Raw genomic sequence first — 22,544 nt, forward strand, 5'->3', positions numbered from 1 at the left:
CCCCCCAGCTGTAGACGATGCCGTCGCTGCCGATGGCCAGCACGTGGTAGCCGCCCGCCACGGCCTGTTTGTAGGTGAAACTGGAATCCACGCCATCGGGCAGGGGAACCCTGACCGGTGTTTTCTGCGGGGTGCTGCTGGCGTTGCCCTGGCCCAGCTGCCCGTGTTGGTTGTATCCCCAGGTGTAGGCGTTCCCGTCGCTGGCCACGCCCACCGAAAAGCCGCTCAGAGAGCCGGCGCTTATCTGGCTGAAGCGGATACCGCGGCTGAGTTTGGGCGGGGTGATGGTTGCCTGCTGGCCGCCCATCGCGTTGCCCTTGCTCGGGCTGATCGACCAGCCGCCGGTGTCCGCAGGGCTCCAATGCGCGACCAGGGTGATGCCAGCGGTGACCGGCTGGCTGAAATCATACGCCACCTTGGAATCACCCTTGGCATCCTTGAGAAACCAGCCATCAAACAGGAAGCCGTCCCTGGCCGGGTCTGTGATTGGGCGTGTGGCCTGCTGGCCTCCTGTGATTCGCTGCTGGTCCGGGACCGGATTGCCGCCGGCGCTGTCGAAGGCGACCGTGTAGGTGATGATGTACGTGTAGTCCAGGTGTGCGTCGGGCCTCCAGCCGTTCCTGCTCCAGAAGACGGTCACGTCCGTCTTGCCTCCTGCATGCGGGGGTGTGACGACGCTCCAGGTGCCGTCCTTGTTGTCGGCCAGGCTCGTACCCCGCCTATCGCCGAAGCTGACACCGGTCGGCTTTGGTTTCTCAGGGAAGTCGACTATCCCGGGTTGGCCGTCGAAGTAGCCGCTAGCGTCGCGTCCCAGCTGCTGGTTGCCGTTCCATCCCCAGCTATAGATGTTGCCGTCCGAGCCCAGGGCCAGGGAGAAGTCCCCACCCAAAGTGCCGGGCGCACTGGCTTGGGTGATTGTGATACCTGTCGGCATGGCCACTTTGCGTGGCGTGCCGTCTTTCGTTGCGCTGGGGTTGCGTCCCAGCTGGCCGCTGGTGTTGTCGCCCCAGCTGTAGAGGTTGCCGTCCGATCCCAGGGCCAGGGAATGCTCGCCGCCTGCGATGACCTGGGTGAATCGGCTGACACCTGTTGGCAGGTTCACTTTGCGTGGCGTGCCGTCCTCAGCCCCATTGATGCTGCGTCCCAGCTGGCCTTTCTCGTTGGTTCCCCAGCTGTAGAGGTTGCCGTCCGTTCCCAGGGCCAGGGAATGCTTGTATCCTGCGCTGATCTGGGTAAATTTTGGGACCCCTGTTGGCAGGTTCACCTTGCTCGGAGCGGCATGAGCATCAGAATCGCTAGCGCCGATGCCGAGCTGTGCGTGGTCGTTGTATCCCCAGCTGTAGAGGTTGCCGTCCGTTCCCAGGGCCAGGGAATGACTGTCTCCTGCGCTGATCTGGGTGAATTTTGGGACCCCTGTTGGCAGGATCACCTTAATCGGCTGTTGATTAGGGCTCGCACTGGGATTGCCGATGCCGAGCTGCCCGTAGCTGTTGTCTCCCCAGCCGTATAAGTTGCCGTCCGATCCTATGGCCAAGGAATAGTTAAATCCGGCACTAATCTTGGTGAATTTCGTGCCGTCTGCCGGCATGATCACTTTGCCCAGCCCGCTATTGGTAGTGGTACCATTGCCAAGCTGGCCTTGGTTGTTGAATCCCCAGCTGTAGAGGTTGCCGTCCGTTCCCAGGGCCAGAGTAAAGTTCATTCCCGCGCTGGTCTGGGTCAAGTGGACGCCTGTCGGCGGGGTGACGATCACTGGCCTTTCATCGGAGGCATCTCCCCACTTGTAAATGTTGCCGTCGGAGCCTATGGCCTGGGAAGCGTATGTTCCTGTGCCGACGTGGCTAAAGCGTATGTCGGGTGTGGTGGGGGCGGGGTGAGGGTGATCCTGGTGCCTCCGGCTGGTGGGCCGGAAGCGGGCGAGAGGCTCCAGGAGCTGGCGCCTTTGGTCCATTTGGCGGTCAGGGTGATGTTGCCGGTGACGGGCCGGGTGAAGTCGTAGGCGGTGTTGCCGGTGAACCATCCGTCGAACAGGTAGCCGTCCCTGCTAGGGTCCTTGGGCCTGGAGGCCTGTCCGCCGCTGGGGACGCTCTGGGAGGGCGTGTTGGTTCTGCCGTCGGGGTCGTTGAAGGCGACGGTGTAGGCTGCGCGTGTCTGGGGCTGGCTGTCGGCGGCCTTGCTTTGGATGCCGGTGCCGCCGGGCTTATGGTCGGATGCGGCCTGGGCGGTGGTGAGGGGGGATGCGGTGTTCAGGGGCGAGGGTGAGGGCAGCGGCGACTGGGGGCTGGCCGGGGTGGCAGGCAGGGTTGGTGCATTGGCTGATGGGTCCGCCGGTTGGCCCGTCGCCGTCTGCTCCAGGCTGGTCGGCTCGGGCACACTGGATCCGCCGGAGGCAGTGTCAGCCGCGGCGAATCCTCCGGCGATCAGGCTGCAGGCGAGCAGCATGCTGACGACAATGGCCCGTTGGCTGTGCGTGTTCGCATGCTGACGCATGATCGGCATGATCCCCTTCCCAGGAACTGTTGCCGCGCGCTTGGAACTCCCCCTGGTCCGGCTCCCCGATAGATGGCAGACACAATCCCCACGTATATTCAATAGGCTATCACGGTCCGTCTGCATGCTCCAAGTGCCCGTCAGCTAGCCTGCCGGGCTGCTTGTCTGAACACTATATGAAGACTGCTTCACGTCTTATTGGCGATATAGAGGGTGGAAGCAAAAAGGTGGGTGGCTCCGTTGTGTTGGGGGATTGGCGGGGCCACCCTTCGGCTGGACTAACTTGGGGTTTAGTCCAGCCGCTTACTCGGGTGAAGATTCTAGGCGTGCTGGATGCGAGTTTCCCGCCGGTGGCGTCCGGCCGCGGCGGCGCCGGCGGCGGCGAGCAGCCCGGCGGCAAGCAGGAGGACTATGGTGCCGTTGCCGCCTGTCAGGGGCAGGACGCCTTCATAGGTGTAGGCCAGGTGCGCCTGGGTTTGGCCGGCGCCGCCCAGCGTCCAGTCCACGATCACATCGGCCTGCCCCGGATTGTGGACAGGGGTGGCCAGGGTGACGGAACCATCGGCATTCTGCTGCAGGGAGCCGACCGTCGCCTGGTCGAACTTGACACCGGTGATCAGCAGTTGTCCGAGCATTACTGGTACCGGCACGAGGCTTTCAGCAGCGTGTACATATAGTCCTGTGGGGATGCTGGTGTTGCCGAGCTCGCCGTACCAATTGCTTCCCCAGCTGTACGCGTTGCCGTCCTGGCCGATGGCCAGGGCATGACCGCCTCCGACGCTGACTTTTGCGGGTGTGAATCCCTTGGCGGGGTTGTCTTGACCAGCAGGGGGCGACATCTGCGTGGGCGTATCCTGCGTATCATCGTTGTTGATACCGAGCTGGCCATACCAGTTTAATCCCCATGCCCAGGCTGTGCCGTTCTCGTCGCCGACTATGGTTTGGTTTACGCCGGCGCTGATCCATGCAACTTTGAATCCCTGGCTGGAGTCCTTGGGGTTCCGTACTTGCACGGGAGTTGACTGGTTCTCATACCCGCTATGGGCGAGCTGCCCGTACTCGTTCTTTCCCCATGCCCAAAGGGTGCCGTCCTGGCCGATAGCCAAGGCGTGGTCGGATCCTGCGCTGATCTGTGCGGCTTTGAAGGCCTTGCTCGTGTCCTTGGGGTCGGGCACGCGTGCCGGGTCGGCGGCGTATGTAGGAACTTTATCTGCTGTGGCTGAGCCGTTGCCGAGTTGCCCGTAGTTGTTGTATCCCCACGTGTATACGTTGCCGTCCGCGTCCAGGGCCATGATGAAGCTGTAGTTGACGCTGACCTGGACCGCGTGCAGCCCCTCGCTTGAGCCGTTGGGGTCTTTGGCCAGGGTCGGTGTCAGCCGGGGGTTGCTGTTGAATAGCATGTATCCCTCGCTGCCCCAGGTGTAGACACGCCCCTGCGGGTCGATGGCCGCCGAGTCGGAGGAGCCGGCACTGATCTGGTCGGCCTTGAAGGGCTGGCCGTCCGCGCCCTTGACGGGCATCGGACTGGGATGGACATTTGCGTCCTTGCTGCCGTTGCCGAGCTGGCCCTGGTCGTTGAGCCCCCAGGCGTAGACAATCTGGTCGGAGCCGATGGCCAGCACGTGGTAGTCGCCTGCCGCGACCTGCGTGTAGGTGAAGCCGGAGTCCACGCCGTCCGGCAGAGGGACCCTGGTCGGCGTCTTCTGCATGGCCATCTTGTCTGGATCCTGGCCCAGCTGGCCGTAGTCGTTGGCGCCCCAGGCGTAGACGTTCCCGTCGCTGGCCATCCCTACGGAGAAGCTACTTGACTTGCCGGCGCTGACCTGGTTGAAGCGGATGCCGCGGCTGAGCTTGGGCGGAGTGATGGTGGTCTGCTGGCCGCCCATCGCGTTGCCTTTGCTTGGGCTGATCGACCAGCCGCCGGTGTTGGCGGGGCTCCAATGCGCGACCAGGGTGATGTCCGCGGTGACCGGCTGGCTGAAATCGTAGGCCACATTGGAATCACCTTCGGCATCCTCAAGGAACCAGCCATCAAACAGGAAACCGTCCCTGGACGGATCAGGATAGGGACGTGAAGCCTGATTTCCATCTGTAACCGATTGTTGAGCGGGCATGCCGGAAACCGTACAGTCGGTACATCCCTTGGCGAAGTTGACCACATGATCCGCACCGTCGTATTTGTAGGACAATACGGCATCGGTTTGCGGTCCGTTCATGCTCCAGGAGATGACCACCTTTACCCATCCCGTGGCATGTGCAGGAGGCTTGAGCGACCAGTAATTGCCCTGCTGGTCTGTTTGCATTGCTGAATAGCTGACAGATGCGCCATCGAACAGGGCTCTAATGAGGTTCGCAGACTCAGGGAAGATGACCCGGCTGGCCTGCATTACCTGCGTTGATGGTGTGCGGTTGTTGGTGTTGCCCAGGTTTCCGAAGTCGTTCCTTCCCCAACCGTATGCATATCCGTCGGATCCTATTACCAGGGTGGTGTTCCCGAAGCTGCTGATGGCTTGGTATGTGAAAGGCTCGCTCACATTTGCAGGATGCATGGCACGGAAAGGAGTGTCCCAATTGTAGCCTCCGGAGGGTTTCTTGCTTTCGTCGACGCCCAGCTGCCTGTCGGCATCGGATCCCCATCCGTAGACCTCGCCATCATTGCCGATGGCCAGGGAGTACTTGTATCCCGCATTGACCTGGGTGAAGCGGAAGGTGCTTGGGGCCCCGGCAGGATGGACGACCTTGCTGGGTATGGCGACATACGCATGGGGGCCATCTGCTTCAGAGTTGTTGTTGACCGGGTGACTGGGGTCGCCGAGTGAGGCATTGTCGTTGACTCCCCAGGCATATACTTCGCCGTTGCTGCCCAGCGCTAAGGAGTGCACGTAACCGGCGCTGATCTGCGTATAGGAAAAGGTCGAAGCATCCACGTTGGCTGGTTTGGAGACCTTGACCGGCTTGTTGTAGCTGCCGTCGGAACTGCCGTTGCCTATCTGTCCCCACCGGGCATCGCCCCAGGCATAGGCGTTCCCGTCATTGCCAAGAGCGAGCGAGCGGTAGTAGGTCACGCTGATCTGGGTGAATTTGAATGAGGACGGTACATTATCCGGCTTCAGTACTTTGACAGGCGAATAGGAATTCGTTGTATCGCCGATTCCCAGTCGTCCATAGAGACCTGCGCCCCAAGACCAGGCGTTGCCATCGCTGTCCAAGGCCATGGAATGCTGCTCCCTGGTGCATACCTGCTCGTAGCGTATGCCTCCGCTGGCGTCGAGCATTGTCGGGGTTGTCCTTCTGGTTCTGTCTCCCAGGCCAAGCTGACCGGAGTCGTTGCGGCCCCAGGCCCAGATGTGGCCTTGGTCATCCAAGGCCAGGGAGTTGCGCATGCCCGCACTGACCTGGATGATGTGGACCGACTGTGGGAAGGCAATCAGTTGGGGCGTGTAATGGTCTTGAAGTGTGCCGTCGCCCAGCTGCCCGTAGTCGTTGCTTCCCCATCCGTAAGTGTTGCCGTCTGAGCCGATGGCCAGGGTGTGTCGGTCGCCTGTGCTGATTTGGGTGAATTTGAGGCCACGCGGTGTGGGCGGCCTGAGCTTCAATTCATTGCCGCCTTTGGAAGGCCCATGCCATGGACTGAGATCCCATGAACCCTTTTTGCTGGTCCAGTGGGCTTGCAGGGTGATGTCTTTGGTGACGGGCTGGCTGAAGTCGTAGGCGATGTCGCCGGTGAACCAGCCGTCGAACAGGTAGCCGTCCCTGGTCGGGTCGGCCGGTCTTGTGGCTCGGCTTCCGTCGTTGACGTTCTGGGTTGAACTGGCGTGCTGGTCCTCGTCGGAGAAGGTGACGGTGTGCTTGGCGGAGGATCGCGTCAGCAGGGAACGACCGTCGTCGCTGGGCGTGGGTTGTGCGGACGGTGTCGGGTTTGTCGGGTGTAAGGGTGATGGGGTGGCCAGTGGTGACTGGGGTGTTTCTGATATGGCTGTTGGTGTTGCCTTGCTGGAAATGGTGCCGGAATTTTGCTTAGCTACGCGAGGGGTCTGACGACCCCCCCCCCCCGGTGCCTTCTGCTATGGTCGGCGCGTTGGTGCCGGCCATAGCAGGCTCACTGGCCGTAGTGCTGGCATCGGCGCTGGTGCAGGCAAGGAGGCCTAGAGGCAGGATGACGGATAGCAGAAAACTGACGGCTGCAGCTGGTCTGATCGACATGTGCTGATGCTGACGCATATTAAGCATGATCCCCTTCCCCAAAGGCTGACGCTGCCGACCCCTGCCGGTAAGACACCCTCGGAGGCTTCCTAGACGTTTTGCGCGTCCCTATCCCTTTTATGAGGGTGTGAACAGAAAGCCCTGCATCCTCCAACTATACTACCTGAGGATAAAATCCTCTCAGGTGGAATGTCGAGGGAACATCGCCAAACAGGACTTCTGATGCAGTGGCCCGCTGAATTGGTCGGCAGTTCCGGATCAGGCAGGCCAACCGGCGATCAGGGCGTGCAGGCCTTTGCGGTAGCTGGTCTCCATAAGTGCACTGATTCCGTCGCCCGGAGAATCGAACAGCCTCTTCAGATCATCAAATCCTCGGGTATCCTCGGCCAGCTTTTTTGCAAGTTCCGTATTGGTCCGGCCACCCGCACCGCCGACCGGGGGAGAGGCCTGGGCGATGGCACTGCCCAGGGTCAGTCCGGCCAGGCTATTGAGCAGGTGGATGGTGTCGGAATCGACCTTGAGCCCATGGGCGGTCAGCTGGTTCAACCAGGTGCTGACCATGTGGAAGGACTGGTCGGTGTTGATGGGATGCGTGGCCATGAGAGGGAGGGCCCGGGGATGCGAAAGCAGCGTCCGGTGGACCTGGAGCATGACATCTTCAAGCGCTTGCCGCCATCCCATGCCCTGGGGTATGGAGTCCAGGTCGGTGGCTGACTGCCAGATGAGCTCGACGATCCCATCAAGCAGGGCGGCCTTGCTGGGCACATGGCGGTAGATGGCTGGCCCGGACACCCCCATCTGCTTGCCCAGGGCGCGGATATTCAAGGCGTCCAGTCCATGTTCATCGACGAAATAGAGGGCGGAACGCAGAACATAGTCGCGGTTGAGCGTCGTCTTGACGGGTGCCTTGGGTGGGTCAGCCATGCCTTCCTCACTCCTTCCGCTGTACTCCTCTCTTGAATAGTACCGTTGCCAGGAGAGCCAGGGCGACCAGAAAGGCCAGCAGGATGCGCAGATCAGGCCAGACTTCTGCCATCCCGGCATGTTTGAAATTGATTTTTCCTACGGCATCCATGGCCCAGTAAATGGGACTGCCCTTGGCCAATTTCTGGGCCCAGTCCGGGAATCCGGAGACAGGGCTGAGTGCCCCGCCCATGCCAGCCAGGAGCATGCCAAGAATGTTGTTGAAGGACATGGCCATGTTCTGGGAGGATGAGAAGATGTAGAGCAGCAGGCCGAAGAGGGTCAGCACAATCGAAGTGGCCAGACAGACCGCGGCCAGGGCCAGGACTGATCCATTGGGTCGATAGTGGTAGAGCGCCGACCCGATCAGCATGACCAGAGCGACCTGGATTACCTGCACCATGAAGGACACGCTCAGTTTGGCCATGACCAGTTCGAGGAGGGAGACCGCTGACGCCCGCATTCTGTCCCAGGTGTGCCATTCGTGCTCCTGGAAGAAAAGTTGGAGGACCAGCTGCAGGGAGAACATGGAGAAAAGAATGGCGAACCCTGGAAGCGCTTGCTCGGATCCGTTCGCGCCCAGATGCCCCTGGGCTCGCAGTGAGTCCCGGTAGGAGGGCAGCATGAAAGGGATGATGATCAGGGGAATGGCCACGATGACCGCCTGCAGCCAGATGCTTCGAAGCTCGATTTTGAAATTCAGGCGGAACGCTGCCAGATATCCGTTGAAATGCATGGCGTTCACCTGTCTTCCCATGCTCGTGACTCGGCCGGTTCGCTTGAGGATGTACCCATGACGGTTATGTAGGCCGATTCGATGTCAGGCTGGACGATGGTGATTGACGCCAGACGGGCATTTTTCATGACCGGCTCCTGCAAGAGGCGGGCCAGCTCCTGCTCTGGGCTGGAAACCGGGTGATCGGGCTCCAGGAAGCCCTCTGCCATCTGCCATCCTGGGATCTGGCCTGGTGCCTGACCGACGAAGGAGATACGCAGGGATGCCCGGGCATATTTGTGGAGCACCTCCTGCAGGGAGCCCTGGACCTGGATTCGCCCGTCGATCAGGAAGGCGAGGTCCGCGCCCATCTCTTCCAACTCCTTGAGATAGTGGGTGGTGTAGATGATGGTGGTGCCCTGCCGGCTCATGGCCTTGACCATGTCGAGTATTCTGGCGCGGGCTTCCACATCGGCGCCGACCGTCGGTTCGTCCAGGAAGAGCACCGGGGGATTGTGGACCATGGCCATGGCGGTGTGGAGGCGTCGCTTCTGCCCTCCCGATAGATTCTCAGCTGATGTTCCGGACTGGGATGCCAGCCCCATGAGCTCTATCAGTTCGTCGGCTCTTTTGCTGCCCTGTTTGGCGTTCAGTCCTTGCAGACCGGCCATGCCGCGCAGGTTGTCTCGGACGCTGAGGTGGGGATAGATGCCCAGGTCCTGGGGAGCGAGTCCGATGACCCGGCCGAAAATGCGTGAAGAGGTTCGATAGGGGTTGTGTCCCTCGACTGTGATGTGGCCCGAGTCCGGCTCACCCAGCCCGGTCAAGGCCGAGATCAGGGTTGATTTTCCTGCTCCGTTCCGGCCCAGCAGACCCAGGATGCTTCCGCGTCTGACCTGAAGATCCACACCCTTGAGCACCTGCCTGCTCCCGAATGATTTGCGCACCCGTTGACAGGACAGGGCGTATTCCCCTGAATTGTTTCTTGCAGGATGCAAGGTATACCTCCTGATGATTGTTGCTGATTAACAATGTAAACTATAATAACATCGTAAACAATTAATCTCGCATCATCGTGTCTGCGGTATCTGCTCTAGGTGGTGATTGTGAATATGAAACCGAGTAGGGATTTCAGCCTTTAATGAGGATCTGTGTATTCTCTCGCGCAGTGTGATCCAACAATGTTGATTTATCTGCAGTAATTATCAGCGGCATTTATCGGTAAAGTGTTTCTGATCTCTGTCGGGGCGGTCTCGGCGCGCTCGCAGACACTTTGCCAATAGACGTTAGGGAGAGTGTGTTTTTCCTCATTATTGCAGTGAGTACTATGATTTTCGTTGGCAGTGTTGGGAATCCGATAACTACTCTTCGACGAAGAAATGATAGATGATCTATGTCTACGGATGCCGGCTTGTTGGGTGCTATTGACACCGTGCTCTCCGCAGTCACCGCCTACTGCTACCGGTACTGGAAGCTGGTAGCAAGCCGTTCAATAATCGGATCTTGCTTGAATGCAAATACAATTAACGGCCTATGTTGTTCGATTAGTCTTCGCGTACGAATCAGAAACTGACTTTCTTGAGGTTTTGATGGTGGTCGGGTCTTTTATGGTCCTGATCGTCCTTACCTTGCTGAAACGTTTGAAGATCTGGACCCCGGTTGTCAAGGAATCTGCCCTAGATACCCGGGGCGGTCTTTTCTCTGCGGACGGTGGGGGATTTCAATGTAGCGGGCTTGTTGTTCAAGTGTGGGCCAGACACCCTTTCTGCCCACCGGGGCACGATTTTGTGCACTCCACTCTGCCTCGGGTTCGCTGTCGTTCTGGTCCTGCACTGAGGACTTACAATTTTGCGGACACCAGCTTTTAGGATTCAGTTGAGACAATGACAGTAGCAATCTCTGGTCGAAGATTGTTTTGCAAGTGTTTATGAGGGAAAGCTCTCAACTTTGCAAAACTCCACTGTGTGCTATCCATACGGGTAATAGCCTAAAAAGGACTCGATGATCTGATGAACTCGTCAAGGCTCTTTTATTGCTTATCTATAACTGGGCAGGAAAAAACAGCGAGCTAGGGACGGTATGAAAGAGGTGGGTGGCTCCGTTGTGTTGGGGGATTGTCGGGGCCACCCTGGTTGGCCGGGCCGTCTTGGGGTGCGGCCCGGCTTGCTTACTCGGGTGAGGATTCTAGACGTGCAGGATGCGGGCTTCTATCCGGTGGCGTCCGGCCGCGGCGGCGCCGGCCGCGGCGAGCAGCCCGGCGGCGAGCAGGAGGACCGTGCTGCCGTTGCCGCCTGTCAGGGGCAGGACGCCTTCGTAGGTGTAGGCCAGATGCGCGGGTTCCTGTTTGGTGCCGCCAAGGGTCCAGTCCACGATGACATCGGCCCGCCCCGGATTGTGGGCGGGGGTGGCCAGGGTGACGGACCCGTCGGGGTTCTGCACCAGGGGGTCCACGACTGTCTTGTCGAACTTGACGCCGGTGATCAGCAGTGCCGGGTTGAAGGCGACCAGGGTCGGGGTGCGGCACTGTGCTGTGCTTCCGTTGCCGAGCTGGCCTAAGCGGTTGTCGCCCCAGGCGTAGGCGTTGCCGTCCTGGCCGATGGCCAGGGAATGGTATTGCGCCGCGCTGACCCGCGTGGCCTGAAGGGATGCGCTGGCGCCGGCGGACGGGTCGGGGCTTCGCACGCTTGTCGGCGTGAGCAGGGCAAAGACGTCGCCGTTGCCTAATTGGCCGTAGGCGTTGTATCCCCATGCCCAGGTGTTGCCGGAGCTGTCGACGGCCAGGGAGTATATGACTCCTGTGCTGATGCCGACGGCGGTGAAACTGCCTCTTCCATCCGGGTTCTTGACCGGTTCGGGGACGAGCTTATCGTAGGTGGAGCCGTTGCCGAGCTGGCCTTGGTTGTTGTGTCCCCAGCTCAGGACGGTCCCGTTCCTGTCGATGGCGAGGCCATGGTCCGTGCCTGCGCTGATCTGCGTGGCCTGCAGCCCTTTGCTGGGGTCATTGGGGCTGTTCGGGTCGCGCACCCTGGCGGGCGTGGCTGTGTAGGCGCTGCTGGTGCTGTTGTTGCCGAGCTGGCCGTAGTTGTTGTATCCCCATGCGTATACGTTGCCGTCCTCGTCCAGGGCCATGATGAAGCTCCAGCCGAGGCTGACCCGCACCGCCTGCAGCCCCTGGCCGGATCCGTCGGGGGCGGCTGCCGGGGTCGGCGTCTTCCGCGGCTGGGTGAAGCTGGGGTTGAAGTTGCCGTCGCGGCTGTTGCCCTCGCTGCCCCAGGTGTAGACGCGCCCGTCCGGGCCGATGGCCGCCGAGTCGTAGGCGCCGGCGCTCACCTGGACGGCCTTGAACGGCTGGCTTGTGTCGTTCGGGTCCGACACGGGCTGCGGCTTGGAACGCTCGGTGGTGGTGCCGTCGCCCAGCTGGCCGTGGTCGTTGGCGCCCCAGCTGTAGACGATGCCGTCGCTGCCGACGGCCAGCACATGGAAGCCCCCCGCCACGGCCTGCGTGTAGGTGAACCCGGAGGCCACGCCGTCCGGCAGGGGGACCCTGACCGGCTTGTTCTGCTTGGTTGTGTTGCCGATGCCCAGCTGCCCGTGCTGGTTGCTGCCCCAGGCGTAGGCGTTCCCGTCGCTGGCCACCCCTATGGAGAAGCCCGCCGCATCACTCATCTGGTAGCCGCCGGCGCTGACCTGGTTGAAACGGATACCACGGCCCAGCCTGGGCGGGGTGATGGTCGCCCGCTGGCCGCCCAGCACATTGCCCTTGCCCGGGCTGATCGACCAGCCGGAGTCTTTCTCAGGGCTCCAATGCGCGACCAGGGTGATGTCCGCGGTGACCGGCTGGCTGAAATCATACGCCACCTTGGAACCGCCATTGGCGTCCTTGAGGAACCAGCCATCAAACAGGAAACCGTCCCTGGCCGGGCTGGCGGTCGGGCGTGCGGCCTGCTGGCCTCCGGTGATCCGCTGATCCGGGATTGGGCTGCCGCCGGTACTGTCGAAGGCGACCGTATAGGAGCCCAGATACCTATAGAACAGGTGCGCGTCGGGCTGCTGGCCATTCATGCTCCAGGAGACGGTCACATCAGTCTTGCCTGCTGCATGCTGGGGCGTGGTCACGCTCCAGGTGCCATCCTTGTTGCCCACCAGACTCGTGCCGGGTGTCCCGCCGAAACTGACGCTGACGGGCCTAGGATTCTCCGGGAAATCGACTTTGACCAGGCTGGCGTCCTGGGTGCTGCTAGTGTCGCGTCCCAGTTGTCCGTTGGTGTTGTCTCCCCAGCTGTAGAGGTTGCCGTCCGATCCTTGGGCAAGGCAGTACCATGCTCCTGCGCTGGCTTGGGTGAAAGTGATGCCTGTAGGGTTGTCGGCTTTTCCGGGCTTGTCTGCCGGGGTTTTGCTGGTGTCGCGTCCCAGGCGCCCATGGTCACTGTCTCCCCAGGTGTAGAGGTTGCCGTCCGAGCTTACTGCGACGGTGTGCCAGCCTCCTGCGCTGGCTTGGGTGAAGGTAATGCCTGTAGGGTTGTCGGCTTTTCCGGGCTTGCCTGCGGGAGTGTTGTTGGTGTCGCGGCCGAGGCGTCCGTTGTCGCTGTTGCCCCATGTGTAGAGGCTACCATCGTCGCTTACGGCCACGGAGTGGCTTCCTCCGGCGCTGGCTTGGGTGAAGGTGATGCCTGTAGGGGTGTCGACTTTGCCGGGGTAGTTGCCCTGGGTGCTGCCGGCGGTGCTGCGGCCAAGCTCACCGTGTGTGTTGTCGCCCCAGGTGTATATGTTGCCTTGACTGTCCAAAGCAGCCGTGTGGCCCCAGCCTGCGCTGACACTGGTGAAGGTGATGCCTGCTGGGGTCGTCTGCACCTTGCTGGGTTTGGGGTCGGATGTGCCTGTGGTGTCCCGGCCCAGTCTGCCGGCACTGTTATCTCCCCAGCTGTATAGGTTGCCCTCGGAGCTTACGGCCACTGCGTATGAGCGGCCTGCACTGACGCTTGTGAAGGTGATACCTGCTGGGGTCTCTACCTTGTTGGGCCTGTTGGCTGGGGTGTTGCTGGTGACTGTGCGGCCCAACTGGCCTAGGCCATTATCTCCCCAGCTGTAGAGGTTGCCGTCGGAGCCCAGGGCTACGGAGAATCCGTAGCCTGCGCTGTCTTGGGTGAAGGTGATGTTTGCTGGGGTATCTACCTTGTTGGGCCTGTTGGCTGGGGTGTTGCTGGTGACTGTGCGGCCCAACTGGTTTTTCTGGTTGTCTCCCCAGGTGTAGATATTGCCGTCCGATCCCACGGCTCCGGAGTGAACGTCTCCTGCATCGGCTTGGCTGAGCCGGATGCCACGTGCTAGAGGCGGGGTCAGGGTAGTTTTGTCGCCTCCCGCGGCTGGCCCTGAGGTGGGGGAGATGCTCCAGGTGCTGGTTCCCTTGGTCCAGTGGGCGGTCAGAGTGAAGTCTTTAGTGACGGGCTGGCTGAAATCGTAGGCCACGTTGGAGTCGCCTTTGGCGTCCTTGATGAACCAGCCGTCGAACAGGTAGCTGTCCCTGGCTGGATCCTTGGGGGGTCGTCTGGCCCGGGTGCCGTCGGCAATGGACTGTTTGCTCAGGGTTGTGCTGTCATCTTTAAAGGTTACGGTGTGTTGTGTTGATCGCGTCTGATGCGGATTGTCGTCGCTCTTGCCAGGTTTGGATATTGTAGCTTTCGGCGATGAAGATGAGGTTAGGAGTGGGGGCGTGGGTGTCAGCGGGGAGGCTGTGTTCAGGGGCGAGGGTGCGGGTAGGGACGACTGGGGTGTTGTTGATATTGCACTACTGGGGGAAATAACAGAATTTTGCCTAGCTACGCGAGAGGTCTGACGATTACCTCTCTCGTTGTTTCCTGTCATGGTCGGCCCGGTAGCTATGACAGGCTGGCTGGTTGTCGTGTCGGCAGCGGCTAGGCCGCCGGTAATCAGGCTGGCGGGCAGGATGAGGGCGAGCAGAAGGCTGATGGCCGCTACTGGACGGCTTGGCGTGTTCGTATTCCGACGCATGATAAGTGGGACACCCTTTCCCCAAGAATCGCGACACATGTCTAGGACGCTCTCTGTCCTAGCTGAAAGCCGCATGCCGGGCACAATCCCGACTCACGTAAGACAGGCTACCACAGCAGGCCCGCATGGGTGTAAGCATCAACCTGTCGATGCTTTATAGACCTGCTTTCCGCGACTCCTGCATCCTTCTAAGAAATTGCATGAAAGTGGGGATGGGTGGCTCCGTTGTGTTGGGGGATTGGCGGGGCCACCCTTCGGCTGGGCTAACTTGGGGTTTAGCCCAGCCGCTTACTCGTGTGAAGATTCTAGGCCTGCAGGCTGTGTGATTCCCGCCGGTGGCGTCCGGCCGCGACGGCGCCGGCTGCGGCCAGCAGCCCGGCGGCGAGCAGGAGGATCATGGTCCCATCGCCGCCCGTCAGGGGCAGGACACCTTCATAGGTGTAGGCCAGGTGCGCCTGGGTCTGGCTGATGTCGTCCAGGGTCCAGTCCACGACCACATCAGCCAGCCCAGGATTATGGACAGGCGTAGCGAAAGAGACGGACCCGTCAGAATTCTGCTGCAGGGGGTTCACCACTGTCTTGTCGAACTTGACACCGGTGATTAGCAACGTCGGATTGAAGGCTACTAGGGTTGGGGTGCGGCTCTGCGTCAGGCTCTGCTCGGCTCCAAGCTGATTGTAGCGGTTGTCGCCCCAGGCGTAGGCTTTGCCGTCCTGGCCGATGGCCACGGAATGGCCCCATCCTGCACTGATGCGTACGGATGCAAACCCAGTGCCGGAGCCGCTCTGATCTGCAGGGGCTAAGACCGGCCGTGGCGTGGTCCGCTTGCTGGTGGTGCCGTCGCCGAGCTGGCCATTGGCGTTGTTGCCCCAACCCCAGGCTGTGCCGTCCAGACCTATTGCCAAGGAATTCCATGTGCTTGCGCTGACCTGGTGGGCCTTGAGATTAGGCACCTGCTTGGGCAATGTCACCTGCTTGGACGATGTCTGATCTGTGCTGAAGCCGAGTTGGCCGTTGTTATTCATTCCCCATGCCCATACCGTGCCGTCCTGACCTATGGCCAAGGCGTGCCATGCGCCCGCGCTGATCCGGGTGACTTGCAGTCCTTTGCTGGTATCCGTGGGATCGCGCACCAGCGTAGGGGTAGAGGAGTAAGTGGTCCAAGTTCCGTTGGTCGAGGACCCGTTGCCGAACTGCCCCCAGTTGTTGTATCCCCAGGCGTATATGTTGCCATCCGCGTTCAAGGCCATGATGAAGCTCCAGTTGGCGCTGACCTGGACTGCATGCAGACCCTGGTCGGTGCCGCCTGGATCGGCCACTAGGGTGGGCTTCGTTTTGGAATCGGAGTTTGCAGTACTGACGCTATCGCCGAGGGTTGTGGTTTCGCTTCCCCAGCTGTAGACCTTGCCCGTGGTATCGATGGCGACCGAGTCACAGGCACCAGCGCTGACCTGGACGGCCTGGAACGGCTGGCCCGTACTTGGGTTGATGACGGCTATCGGCTTGGGGTGGACGCTTGTGTCCGTGCTGCCGTTGCCTAGCTGGCCGAAATCGTTGTGTCCCCAGCTGTAGAGGATGCCATCGGAGCCGATGGCCAGTGTGTGTGCGCCTCCTGCCGAAATCTGCGTGTAAGTGAAATCTTCTTTTACGCTGTCCGGCTTGAGGACCTCGGTTGGTTTGTCCTGCTGCTTGTTGTCTCCGGTTCCCAGTTGCCCGTATCTGTTGTTGCCCCAGGCGTAGGCTTTCCCGTCGCTGGCCACACCCACCGAGAAGCCGCGCATCTCCCTGTTCTGTGAGCCGCCGGCGCTGATCTGGTTGAAGCGGATGCCTCGACTGGCCTTAGGTGGTGTGATGGTCACCTGCTGGCCGCCCAGTACGTTGCCCTTGTCCGGGTTGATTGACCACGTACCGTTGTCTGCAGGACTCCAATGTGCGACCAGGGTGATGCTGCCGGTTACGGGCTGGCTGAAGTCGTAGGCGATTCTGGAATCGCCGTTGGCATCCTTGAGGAACCAGCCGTCAAACTGGCAGCCGGCCGATTGTGGATCTGGATAGGGGCGCTTGGCCTGTTCACCCTCTGTTGCGGACTGGTCGTTAGGCATGCCTGAGGGTGCTGGGCAGGAGCCGCCATCGGAAGAGAACGCGATATTGTAAGTACCGAAGTATCGATAGGTCAGGTACGCATCGGGCCTCTGGCCGTTCATGCTCCAGGATATGGTCACATCCGTCTTGCCTCCTGCATGCTTGGGCGTGGTGATGCTCCAGGTGCCGTCCTTGTTGTCGACCAGGCCGGTGCCTGCTGTCCCGCCGAAGCTGATATCGGTCGGCCTGGGAGACTCAGGAAAGGCAACTATGCTTGGTTTGGTGGCCGGGGATGCGCTGGTGGTGCTGTTGCCGAGCTGGCCAGCTTCATTGTCTCCCCAGCTGTAGAGTTCGCCGTTCGCACCGATGCCCAGGGAAGAGTCACCTCCAGCGCTAATCTGGGTGAATTTCGAAATGCCATCGGCTGATTGGAGGACTTTGACCGGCTTAGCATGAGAATTATCATCAACATTGCCGTTCCCTAGCTGGCCGTTGTTGTTGCTTCCCCAGCTGTAGACGTTGCCGTCCGATCCCAGGGCCATACAATGGAAATCTCCTGCCCAGACCTGAGTGTATTTGGTGACGCCTGCTGGCTGGGGTACTTTGCCTGGCGTTTCGTCTTTCGTGTCTGGGAAGGTGTTACGACCTAGCTCGCCTTTTTCGTTGCGTCCCCAGCTGTAGAGGTTGCCGTCCGAACCGAAGGCCATGGAGGACCATTCCCCAGAGATAACCTGCGTGAATTTTCTGACCCCTGCTGGCAGGTTCACTTTGCCTGGCTTGATATCTACAAAGCCACTATCGCGCCCCATCTGTCCGAAGGCGTTGCGTCCCCAGCTGTATAGGTTGCCATCTGATCCGATGGCCAAGGAACAAAAGGTTCCTGCGCTGGCTTGAGTGTATTTTGCGACGCCTTCCGGCAGGGGCACTTTGCCTGGCCGGTCGGCTGGCGTGCCACTGGAGGTGTCGCGTCCCAGCTGATCGTCATAGTCTTCTCCCCAGCTGTAGAGGTTGCCGTCCGATCCAATGGCCAGAGTATGGCTGCTACCAGAGCTGACTTGCGTGAAGCGGACGCCTTCCGGCAGGGACACTTTGCCTGGCCGGTCGGCTGGCGTTGTGCTGGTGTCGCGTCCCAGTTCGCCGCTACTGTTGGCGCCCCAGCTGTAGAGGTTGCCGTCCGATCCCATGGCCAAGAATCGGAAATTTCCTGCAATGGCTTGCGTGAAGCGGACGCCTGTCGGCGGGGTGACGATGCCTGGCCGGTCGGCTGGCGTTGTGCTGGTGTCGCGTCCCAGTTCGCCGCTGCTGTTGTTTCCCCAGCTGTAGAGGTTGCCGTCGGAGCCCATGGCCAGGGAAGCGTAGGTTCCTGTTTCGATGTGACTGAAGCGTATGTCGGGTGTGGTGGGCGTGGTCAGGGTGATCCTGGTGCCTCCTTCTGCTGGCCCGGAGGTCGGCTTGAGGCTCCAGGAGCTGGTTATCTTGGTCCATCTAGCGGTCAAGGTGATGCTGCCGGTGACGGGCTGGGTGAAGTCGTAGGCGACTTTGGGATCGCCGTTGGCATCCTTGACGAACCATCCGTCGAACAGGTAGCCGTCCCTGGCTGGGTCCTCGGGCCTGGAGGCCTGTCCGCCGCTGGCGACGCTCTGGGAGGGCGTGCTGGTGTTGCCGGCGGGGTCGTTGAAGGCGATCGTGTAGGCTGCCCGTGTCTGGGGCTGGCTGTCGGCGGCCTTGTCTGGATTGCTTGGCGTAGGGACAGTGGCTGGTTTGTTTTGTGCAGGTATAAGAGGGGAAGTTGTGTTCAGGGGCGCGGGAGCGGTCAGCGGTGACTGGAATGTTGGTGGTGTGGCCGGCGATGTTGCATCACTGGGGGAAGTGCCGGAATTTTGCTTAGCTACGCGAGGGGTCTGACGACCCCCCCCCCCCGGTGCCTGTTAGTGCGGTTGCCGCACTAACTTTGCCCCCACTAGGCTCGCTGTCGGACTCATCAGCTGCGGCGAAACCGCCAGCGATAAGGCTTGCGGGCAGGATAATAGTGAGCAGAATACTGACAGCCCTAGCAGTTCTACCTGATGTGTACGAACGCTGATGCATATTAAGTATGATCCCCTTCCCCAGGAACTGCGACCGTCTATCCGGAACTCCCCAGCCGTGTGCCGGACACAACTCCGACTTGATCTGCAATAACTTTATCACGTCGGCGGACTTGTTTATGCAGACCTTGTCAGGGCCTAGGAGAAGCAAGCTTTAAGTCTGTATCAGGCATCATCCTGATTGTTCGTTATCGTTGCAAATGGGGTTGGTATGGAAGTGGGATTGTAATGAAGTGAGGTGGGTGGCTCCGTTGTGTTGGGGACTGCGGGGCCACCCTTCGGCTGGACTAACTTGGGGTTTAGCCCAGCCGCTTACTCGTGTGAAGATTCTAGACGTACTGGATGCGGGTTTCCCGCCGGTGGCGTCCGGCTGCGACGGCACCGGCTGCGGCGAGCAGCCCGGCAGCGAGCAGGAGGATCATGCTGCCGTTGCCGCCTGTCAGGGGCAGGACGCCTTCATAGGTGTAGGCCAGGTGCACCTGGGCCTGGCCGGCGCCGCCCAGGGTCCAGTCCACGATGACGTCGGCCAGACCGGGACTGTGGACGGGGGTGGCCAGGGTGACGGACCCGTCAGGGTTCTGCTGCAGGGGGTTCACGGCCGTCTTGTCGAACTTGACGCCGGTGATCAGCAGCTTGGGGTTGAAGGCGGCCGGGGCCGGGGTGCTGCTCTGCGTCAGGCTCCCGTTGCCGAGCTGGCCGTATGTGTTGTCGCCCCAGCTGTACGTGTTGCCGTCCTGGCCGACGGCCAGGGAGTGGTTTCGTCCTGCGCTGATTCGTGCGGATGCGAATCCGGTGCCGGCGCTGCCTTGGCCTGCGGGCGGCAATACCCGTGTGGGGGTGTACCAGTTGTCGGTGAGGTTGTCGCCGAGCTGGCCGTCGCTGTTCCATCCCCAGGCCCAGGCTGCGCCGTTCCGGTCGACGGCCAGGGAGTGGTGCACGCCGGCGCTGACCCATACGGCCTGGAATGCTTGGCCTGGGTTTGCGGGATCCTGGATCTGTTCGGGCGTGGGGCGGCTGGTTGTCGACCCGTCGCCCAGCTGCCCGCGGTCGTTGTACCCCCATGCCCAGAGGGCGCCGTCCTGGCTGATGGCCAGGGCGTGGTTGGCTCCGGCGCTGACCTGCGCGGCTTTGAAGGCCTTGCTCGTGTCCTTGGGGTCGGGCACACGTGCCGGGTCGGCGGCATACGTGGCCCTGGTGGTGCTGCTGCCTCCTGTGGCTGTGCCGTTGCCGAACTGCCCGTAGTAGTTGTACCCCCACGTGTAGAGGCTGCCGTCCGTGTCCATGGCCATGATGAAGCTCCAGCCCAGGCTGACCTGGGCCGCGTGCAGCCCCTGGCCGGAGCCGTTGGGGTCCTTGGTCAGGGTCGGGGTCAGCTTGGATGTGCTGTATGCGGTGAAGTTGTTGTTTTCGCTGCCCCAGGTGTAGACGCGCCCATCCGGACTGATGGCCGCCGAGTCGAAGGCGCCAGCGCTGACCTGGACGGCTTTGAAGGGCTGGCCGTCCGCACCCTTGACAGGTTGCGGCTTGTAACGCTCAGTGGTGGTGCTGTCGCCCAGCTGGCCGTGCTCGTTGGCCCCCCAGGCGTAGACGATGCCGTCGCTGCCGACGGCCAGCACATGGTAGCCGCCCGCCACGGCCTGCGTGTAGGTGAACCCGGAGGCCACGCCGTCCGGCAGGGGAACCCTGATTGGCGTCTTCTGCGGAGTGCTGCTGGTACTGCCCTGGCCCAGCTGGCCATGCTGGTTGCTGCCCCAGGCGTAGGCGTTCCCGTCACTGGCCACCCCTATGGAGAAGCCTTGGAAGTCCCCGGCCTGGAAGCCGCCGGCGCTGACCTGGCTGAAACGGATGCCGCGGCTCAGCCTGGGCGGGGTGATGATCGCCCGCTGGCCGCCCAGCACGTTGCCCTTGCTTGGGCTGATCGACCAGCCGCCGGTGCTGGTAGGGCTCCAATGGGCGACCAGGGTGATGTACGCGGTGACCGGCTGGCTGAAATCATAAGCCACCTTGGATTCGCCTTTGGCATCCTTGAGGAACCAGCCATCAAACAGGAAACCGGCCGCCTTGGGATCAGGATACGGACGCTTCGCCCGACTGCATTCGTATACATATTGGTTGGAGGGTATGCCAGAGACGGGTGCATTCACGCTACCTTGGGCGAAAGTGACTGTATATGGGCCATCGTAAGTGTACGAGAGGCGTGCGTCTGGTCGTATTCCGTTCAAGCTCCAGGCAATGACTGCGTCCACCTTTCCCTTTGCATGCTGGGGTGTGGTGACGCTCCAGGTGCCGTCGGCGTTGGCCGTCAGGTTCGTTCCCACTGTCCCACCGAAGTCGACGGAGCTGGGAGTGGCCGTGTCAGGGAAGGATGCGGGCTTTGGTGTTCGGGCACCTGTTGATGTGCCGACATTGTCGGTGAGCCCTAGTTGGCCATACTGGTTGTTACCCCAACTGTAAAGGTTGCCGTCAGAGCCTACGGTCAAAAGATAATCGTCTCCAGCGCTGACCTGCGTGAAGGTGATTTGGCTGGGAGCGCCTGAGATAGGCGTCTTTCCGTACTTTCCCCAACCGTAGAGCTTGCCATCGGATCCCAGTGCCAGCGTGGTTCCTCTTCCTACGCCAGCTTGTGTGAAGCTGACTCCGCTCACGGTGAGCTTGTCTGGATTGACGTAGAAGGCGGTGGATCCGGTAGCGCCTCGTCCTATCTGTCCATTGTCGTTCCAGCCCCAGGTGTACAGGCTGCCATCAGCGGTGAGAGCAAGGGAGGAGTCGCTTTTTGCGCTGATCTGGGTAATAGTGAGGGTATCGGGTACTTGGACTTTTACAGGTGTAGTGCTCCAGTAGGAGCTTGAGTCGCCGTTGCCCAATTGCCCATGGTTATTGCTGCCCCAGCTGTAGATTTTGCCATCTGAGCCTATCGCCAAGGCATGATCGTACCCTGCGCTGACCCTACTCCATGGGCCTGTTGCTGTTGACGGATTCTTGATGGGGCCAGGTTTGATATGGGTCTGCGAGTCCCGGCTACCGTTTCCCAGCTGCCCTAGTTGGTTGTATCCCCAGCTGTACAAAATGCCGTTGGAACCGATTGCCATAGAAGATCTGCCCCCTGCGCTGGCCTGCGACCAGGTAAAGGACCCTGTGGTTCCTGCGGGCTTTGTTACCAGGCCTGGCTGGGCGTCCTTTGTGGCTGATCCAATACTGCGGCCCAGCTGACCGTATTGGTTGATGCCCCAGCTGTAGAGGTTGCCGTCCGAGCCTATGGCCAGAGAATGGTCATATCCTGCGCTGGCCTGCACCCAGGTAAAGTTGTCTGATACTCCCGCGGGTTTGGCGACCAGGCCCGGCTTGGCATCATATGTAGCCGATCCAATGTTGCGTCCTAGTTGCCCATTCTGGTTGCTGCCCCAGCTGTAGAGGTTGCCATCTGAGCCTATGGCCAGAGAGTGGCTGTTGCCGGCGCTGATTTGGCCGAATCGGAGGCCTTGGGCCGCAGGCGGCGTAATGGTGATTTTGGTATTGCCGGTTTCAGGCCCATGATCAGGGCTGATGCCCCAGGTGCCAGCACCCTTGGTCCACTTGGCGGTGAGTGTCAGATTGCCGGTGACCGGCTGGTTGAAGTCATAAGCGACGGAGGTATTGCCGATGAACCATCCGTCGAAAAGGTAGCCGTCCTTGGTCGGGTCGGTTGGCCGTATTGCGCGCTCGCCATCTGTGATTGTCTGAGTTGTATTGGAGCCTTGAGGGTTGCTGAAAGTAACGGTGTATTGGGTGTTTGAGCGCGTTTGTGGGAGATTATGGGCTGTGTTGCCTATGTTGCGGGTGTTCTCTGGCGTGGAATGAAGAGGAGAAGAAGTGGGTAGAGGGGAGGATGTGGCTAGCGGAGATGGTGAAGCTAGTGGAGATTCAGGTGTTGTCGGTGTACTGAGCGATGTTGCCTTGCTGGAGGAAATGCCGGAATTTTGCTTAGCTACGCGAGGGGTCTGACGACCCCCCCCCCC

10 protein-coding genes and 1 pseudogene are annotated in these 22,544 nt (G+C 60.9%); all 11 read right to left on the reverse strand.

The annotated features are described in order from the left end of the window. The coding region (locus H3T93_RS08880) for an RCC1 domain-containing protein (protein WP_442859374.1) at window positions 1-1,753 on the reverse strand (1,753 nt) is incomplete at its 3' end. A gap of 50 nt (window positions 1,754-1,803) precedes the next feature. Next, a complete protein-coding gene (locus H3T93_RS09215; protein ID WP_232348798.1) occupies window positions 1,804-2,490 on the reverse strand; it encodes an InlB B-repeat-containing protein in 687 nt (228 codons plus the stop codon). Window positions 2,491-2,810: 320 nt separating this feature from the next. Next, window positions 2,811-6,086, reverse strand: a complete 3,276-nt coding sequence (locus tag H3T93_RS08885; protein WP_144176728.1) for an RCC1 domain-containing protein — start codon at window positions 6,084-6,086, stop codon at window positions 2,811-2,813. Between the two features lie 66 nt (window positions 6,087-6,152). Then, window positions 6,153-6,491: pseudogene (locus H3T93_RS09345) on the reverse strand (InlB B-repeat-containing protein); the annotation flags it as partial. A 16-nt stretch (window positions 6,492-6,507) separates the two neighbouring features. Further along, complete coding sequence (locus tag H3T93_RS08895; protein ID WP_144176729.1) at window positions 6,508-6,693, reverse strand: hypothetical protein; 186 nt, start codon at window positions 6,691-6,693, stop codon at window positions 6,508-6,510. Window positions 6,694-6,951: 258 nt separating this feature from the next. Continuing rightward, window positions 6,952-7,617, reverse strand: a complete 666-nt coding sequence (locus H3T93_RS08900; RefSeq protein WP_052733273.1) for a TetR/AcrR family transcriptional regulator — start codon at window positions 7,615-7,617, stop codon at window positions 6,952-6,954. Window positions 7,618-7,624: 7 nt separating this feature from the next. Beyond that, window positions 7,625-8,392: an ABC transporter permease gene (locus H3T93_RS08905; protein ID WP_186363859.1), complete on the reverse strand. Its 768-nt coding sequence runs from the start codon at window positions 8,390-8,392 to the stop codon at window positions 7,625-7,627. Window positions 8,393-8,397: 5 nt separating this feature from the next. Continuing rightward, the gene (locus H3T93_RS08910) at window positions 8,398-9,318 is read right to left on the reverse strand and encodes an ABC transporter ATP-binding protein (protein WP_186363860.1); all 921 of its coding nucleotides are present in this window, start codon (window positions 9,316-9,318) and stop codon (window positions 8,398-8,400) included. A 1,237-nt stretch (window positions 9,319-10,555) separates the two neighbouring features. Next, on the reverse strand, window positions 10,556-14,380 hold the full coding sequence (locus H3T93_RS08915; protein WP_186363861.1) for an RCC1 domain-containing protein: 3,825 nt from the start codon (window positions 14,378-14,380) through the stop codon (window positions 10,556-10,558). A 305-nt stretch (window positions 14,381-14,685) separates the two neighbouring features. Next, complete coding sequence (locus H3T93_RS08920; RefSeq protein ID WP_325053542.1) at window positions 14,686-18,279, reverse strand: RCC1 domain-containing protein; 3,594 nt, start codon at window positions 18,277-18,279, stop codon at window positions 14,686-14,688. Between the two features lie 599 nt (window positions 18,280-18,878). Beyond that, window positions 18,879-22,544 (reverse strand): RCC1 domain-containing protein (locus H3T93_RS08930; protein ID WP_198214760.1); only part of this gene is annotated, 3,666 nt, incomplete at its 5' end.

Origin of the sequence: Bifidobacterium sp. M0404, assembly GCF_016101415.1 — a bacterium.
Classification (GTDB): Bacteria; Actinomycetota; Actinomycetes; order Actinomycetales; family Bifidobacteriaceae; genus Bombiscardovia; species Bombiscardovia polysaccharolytica.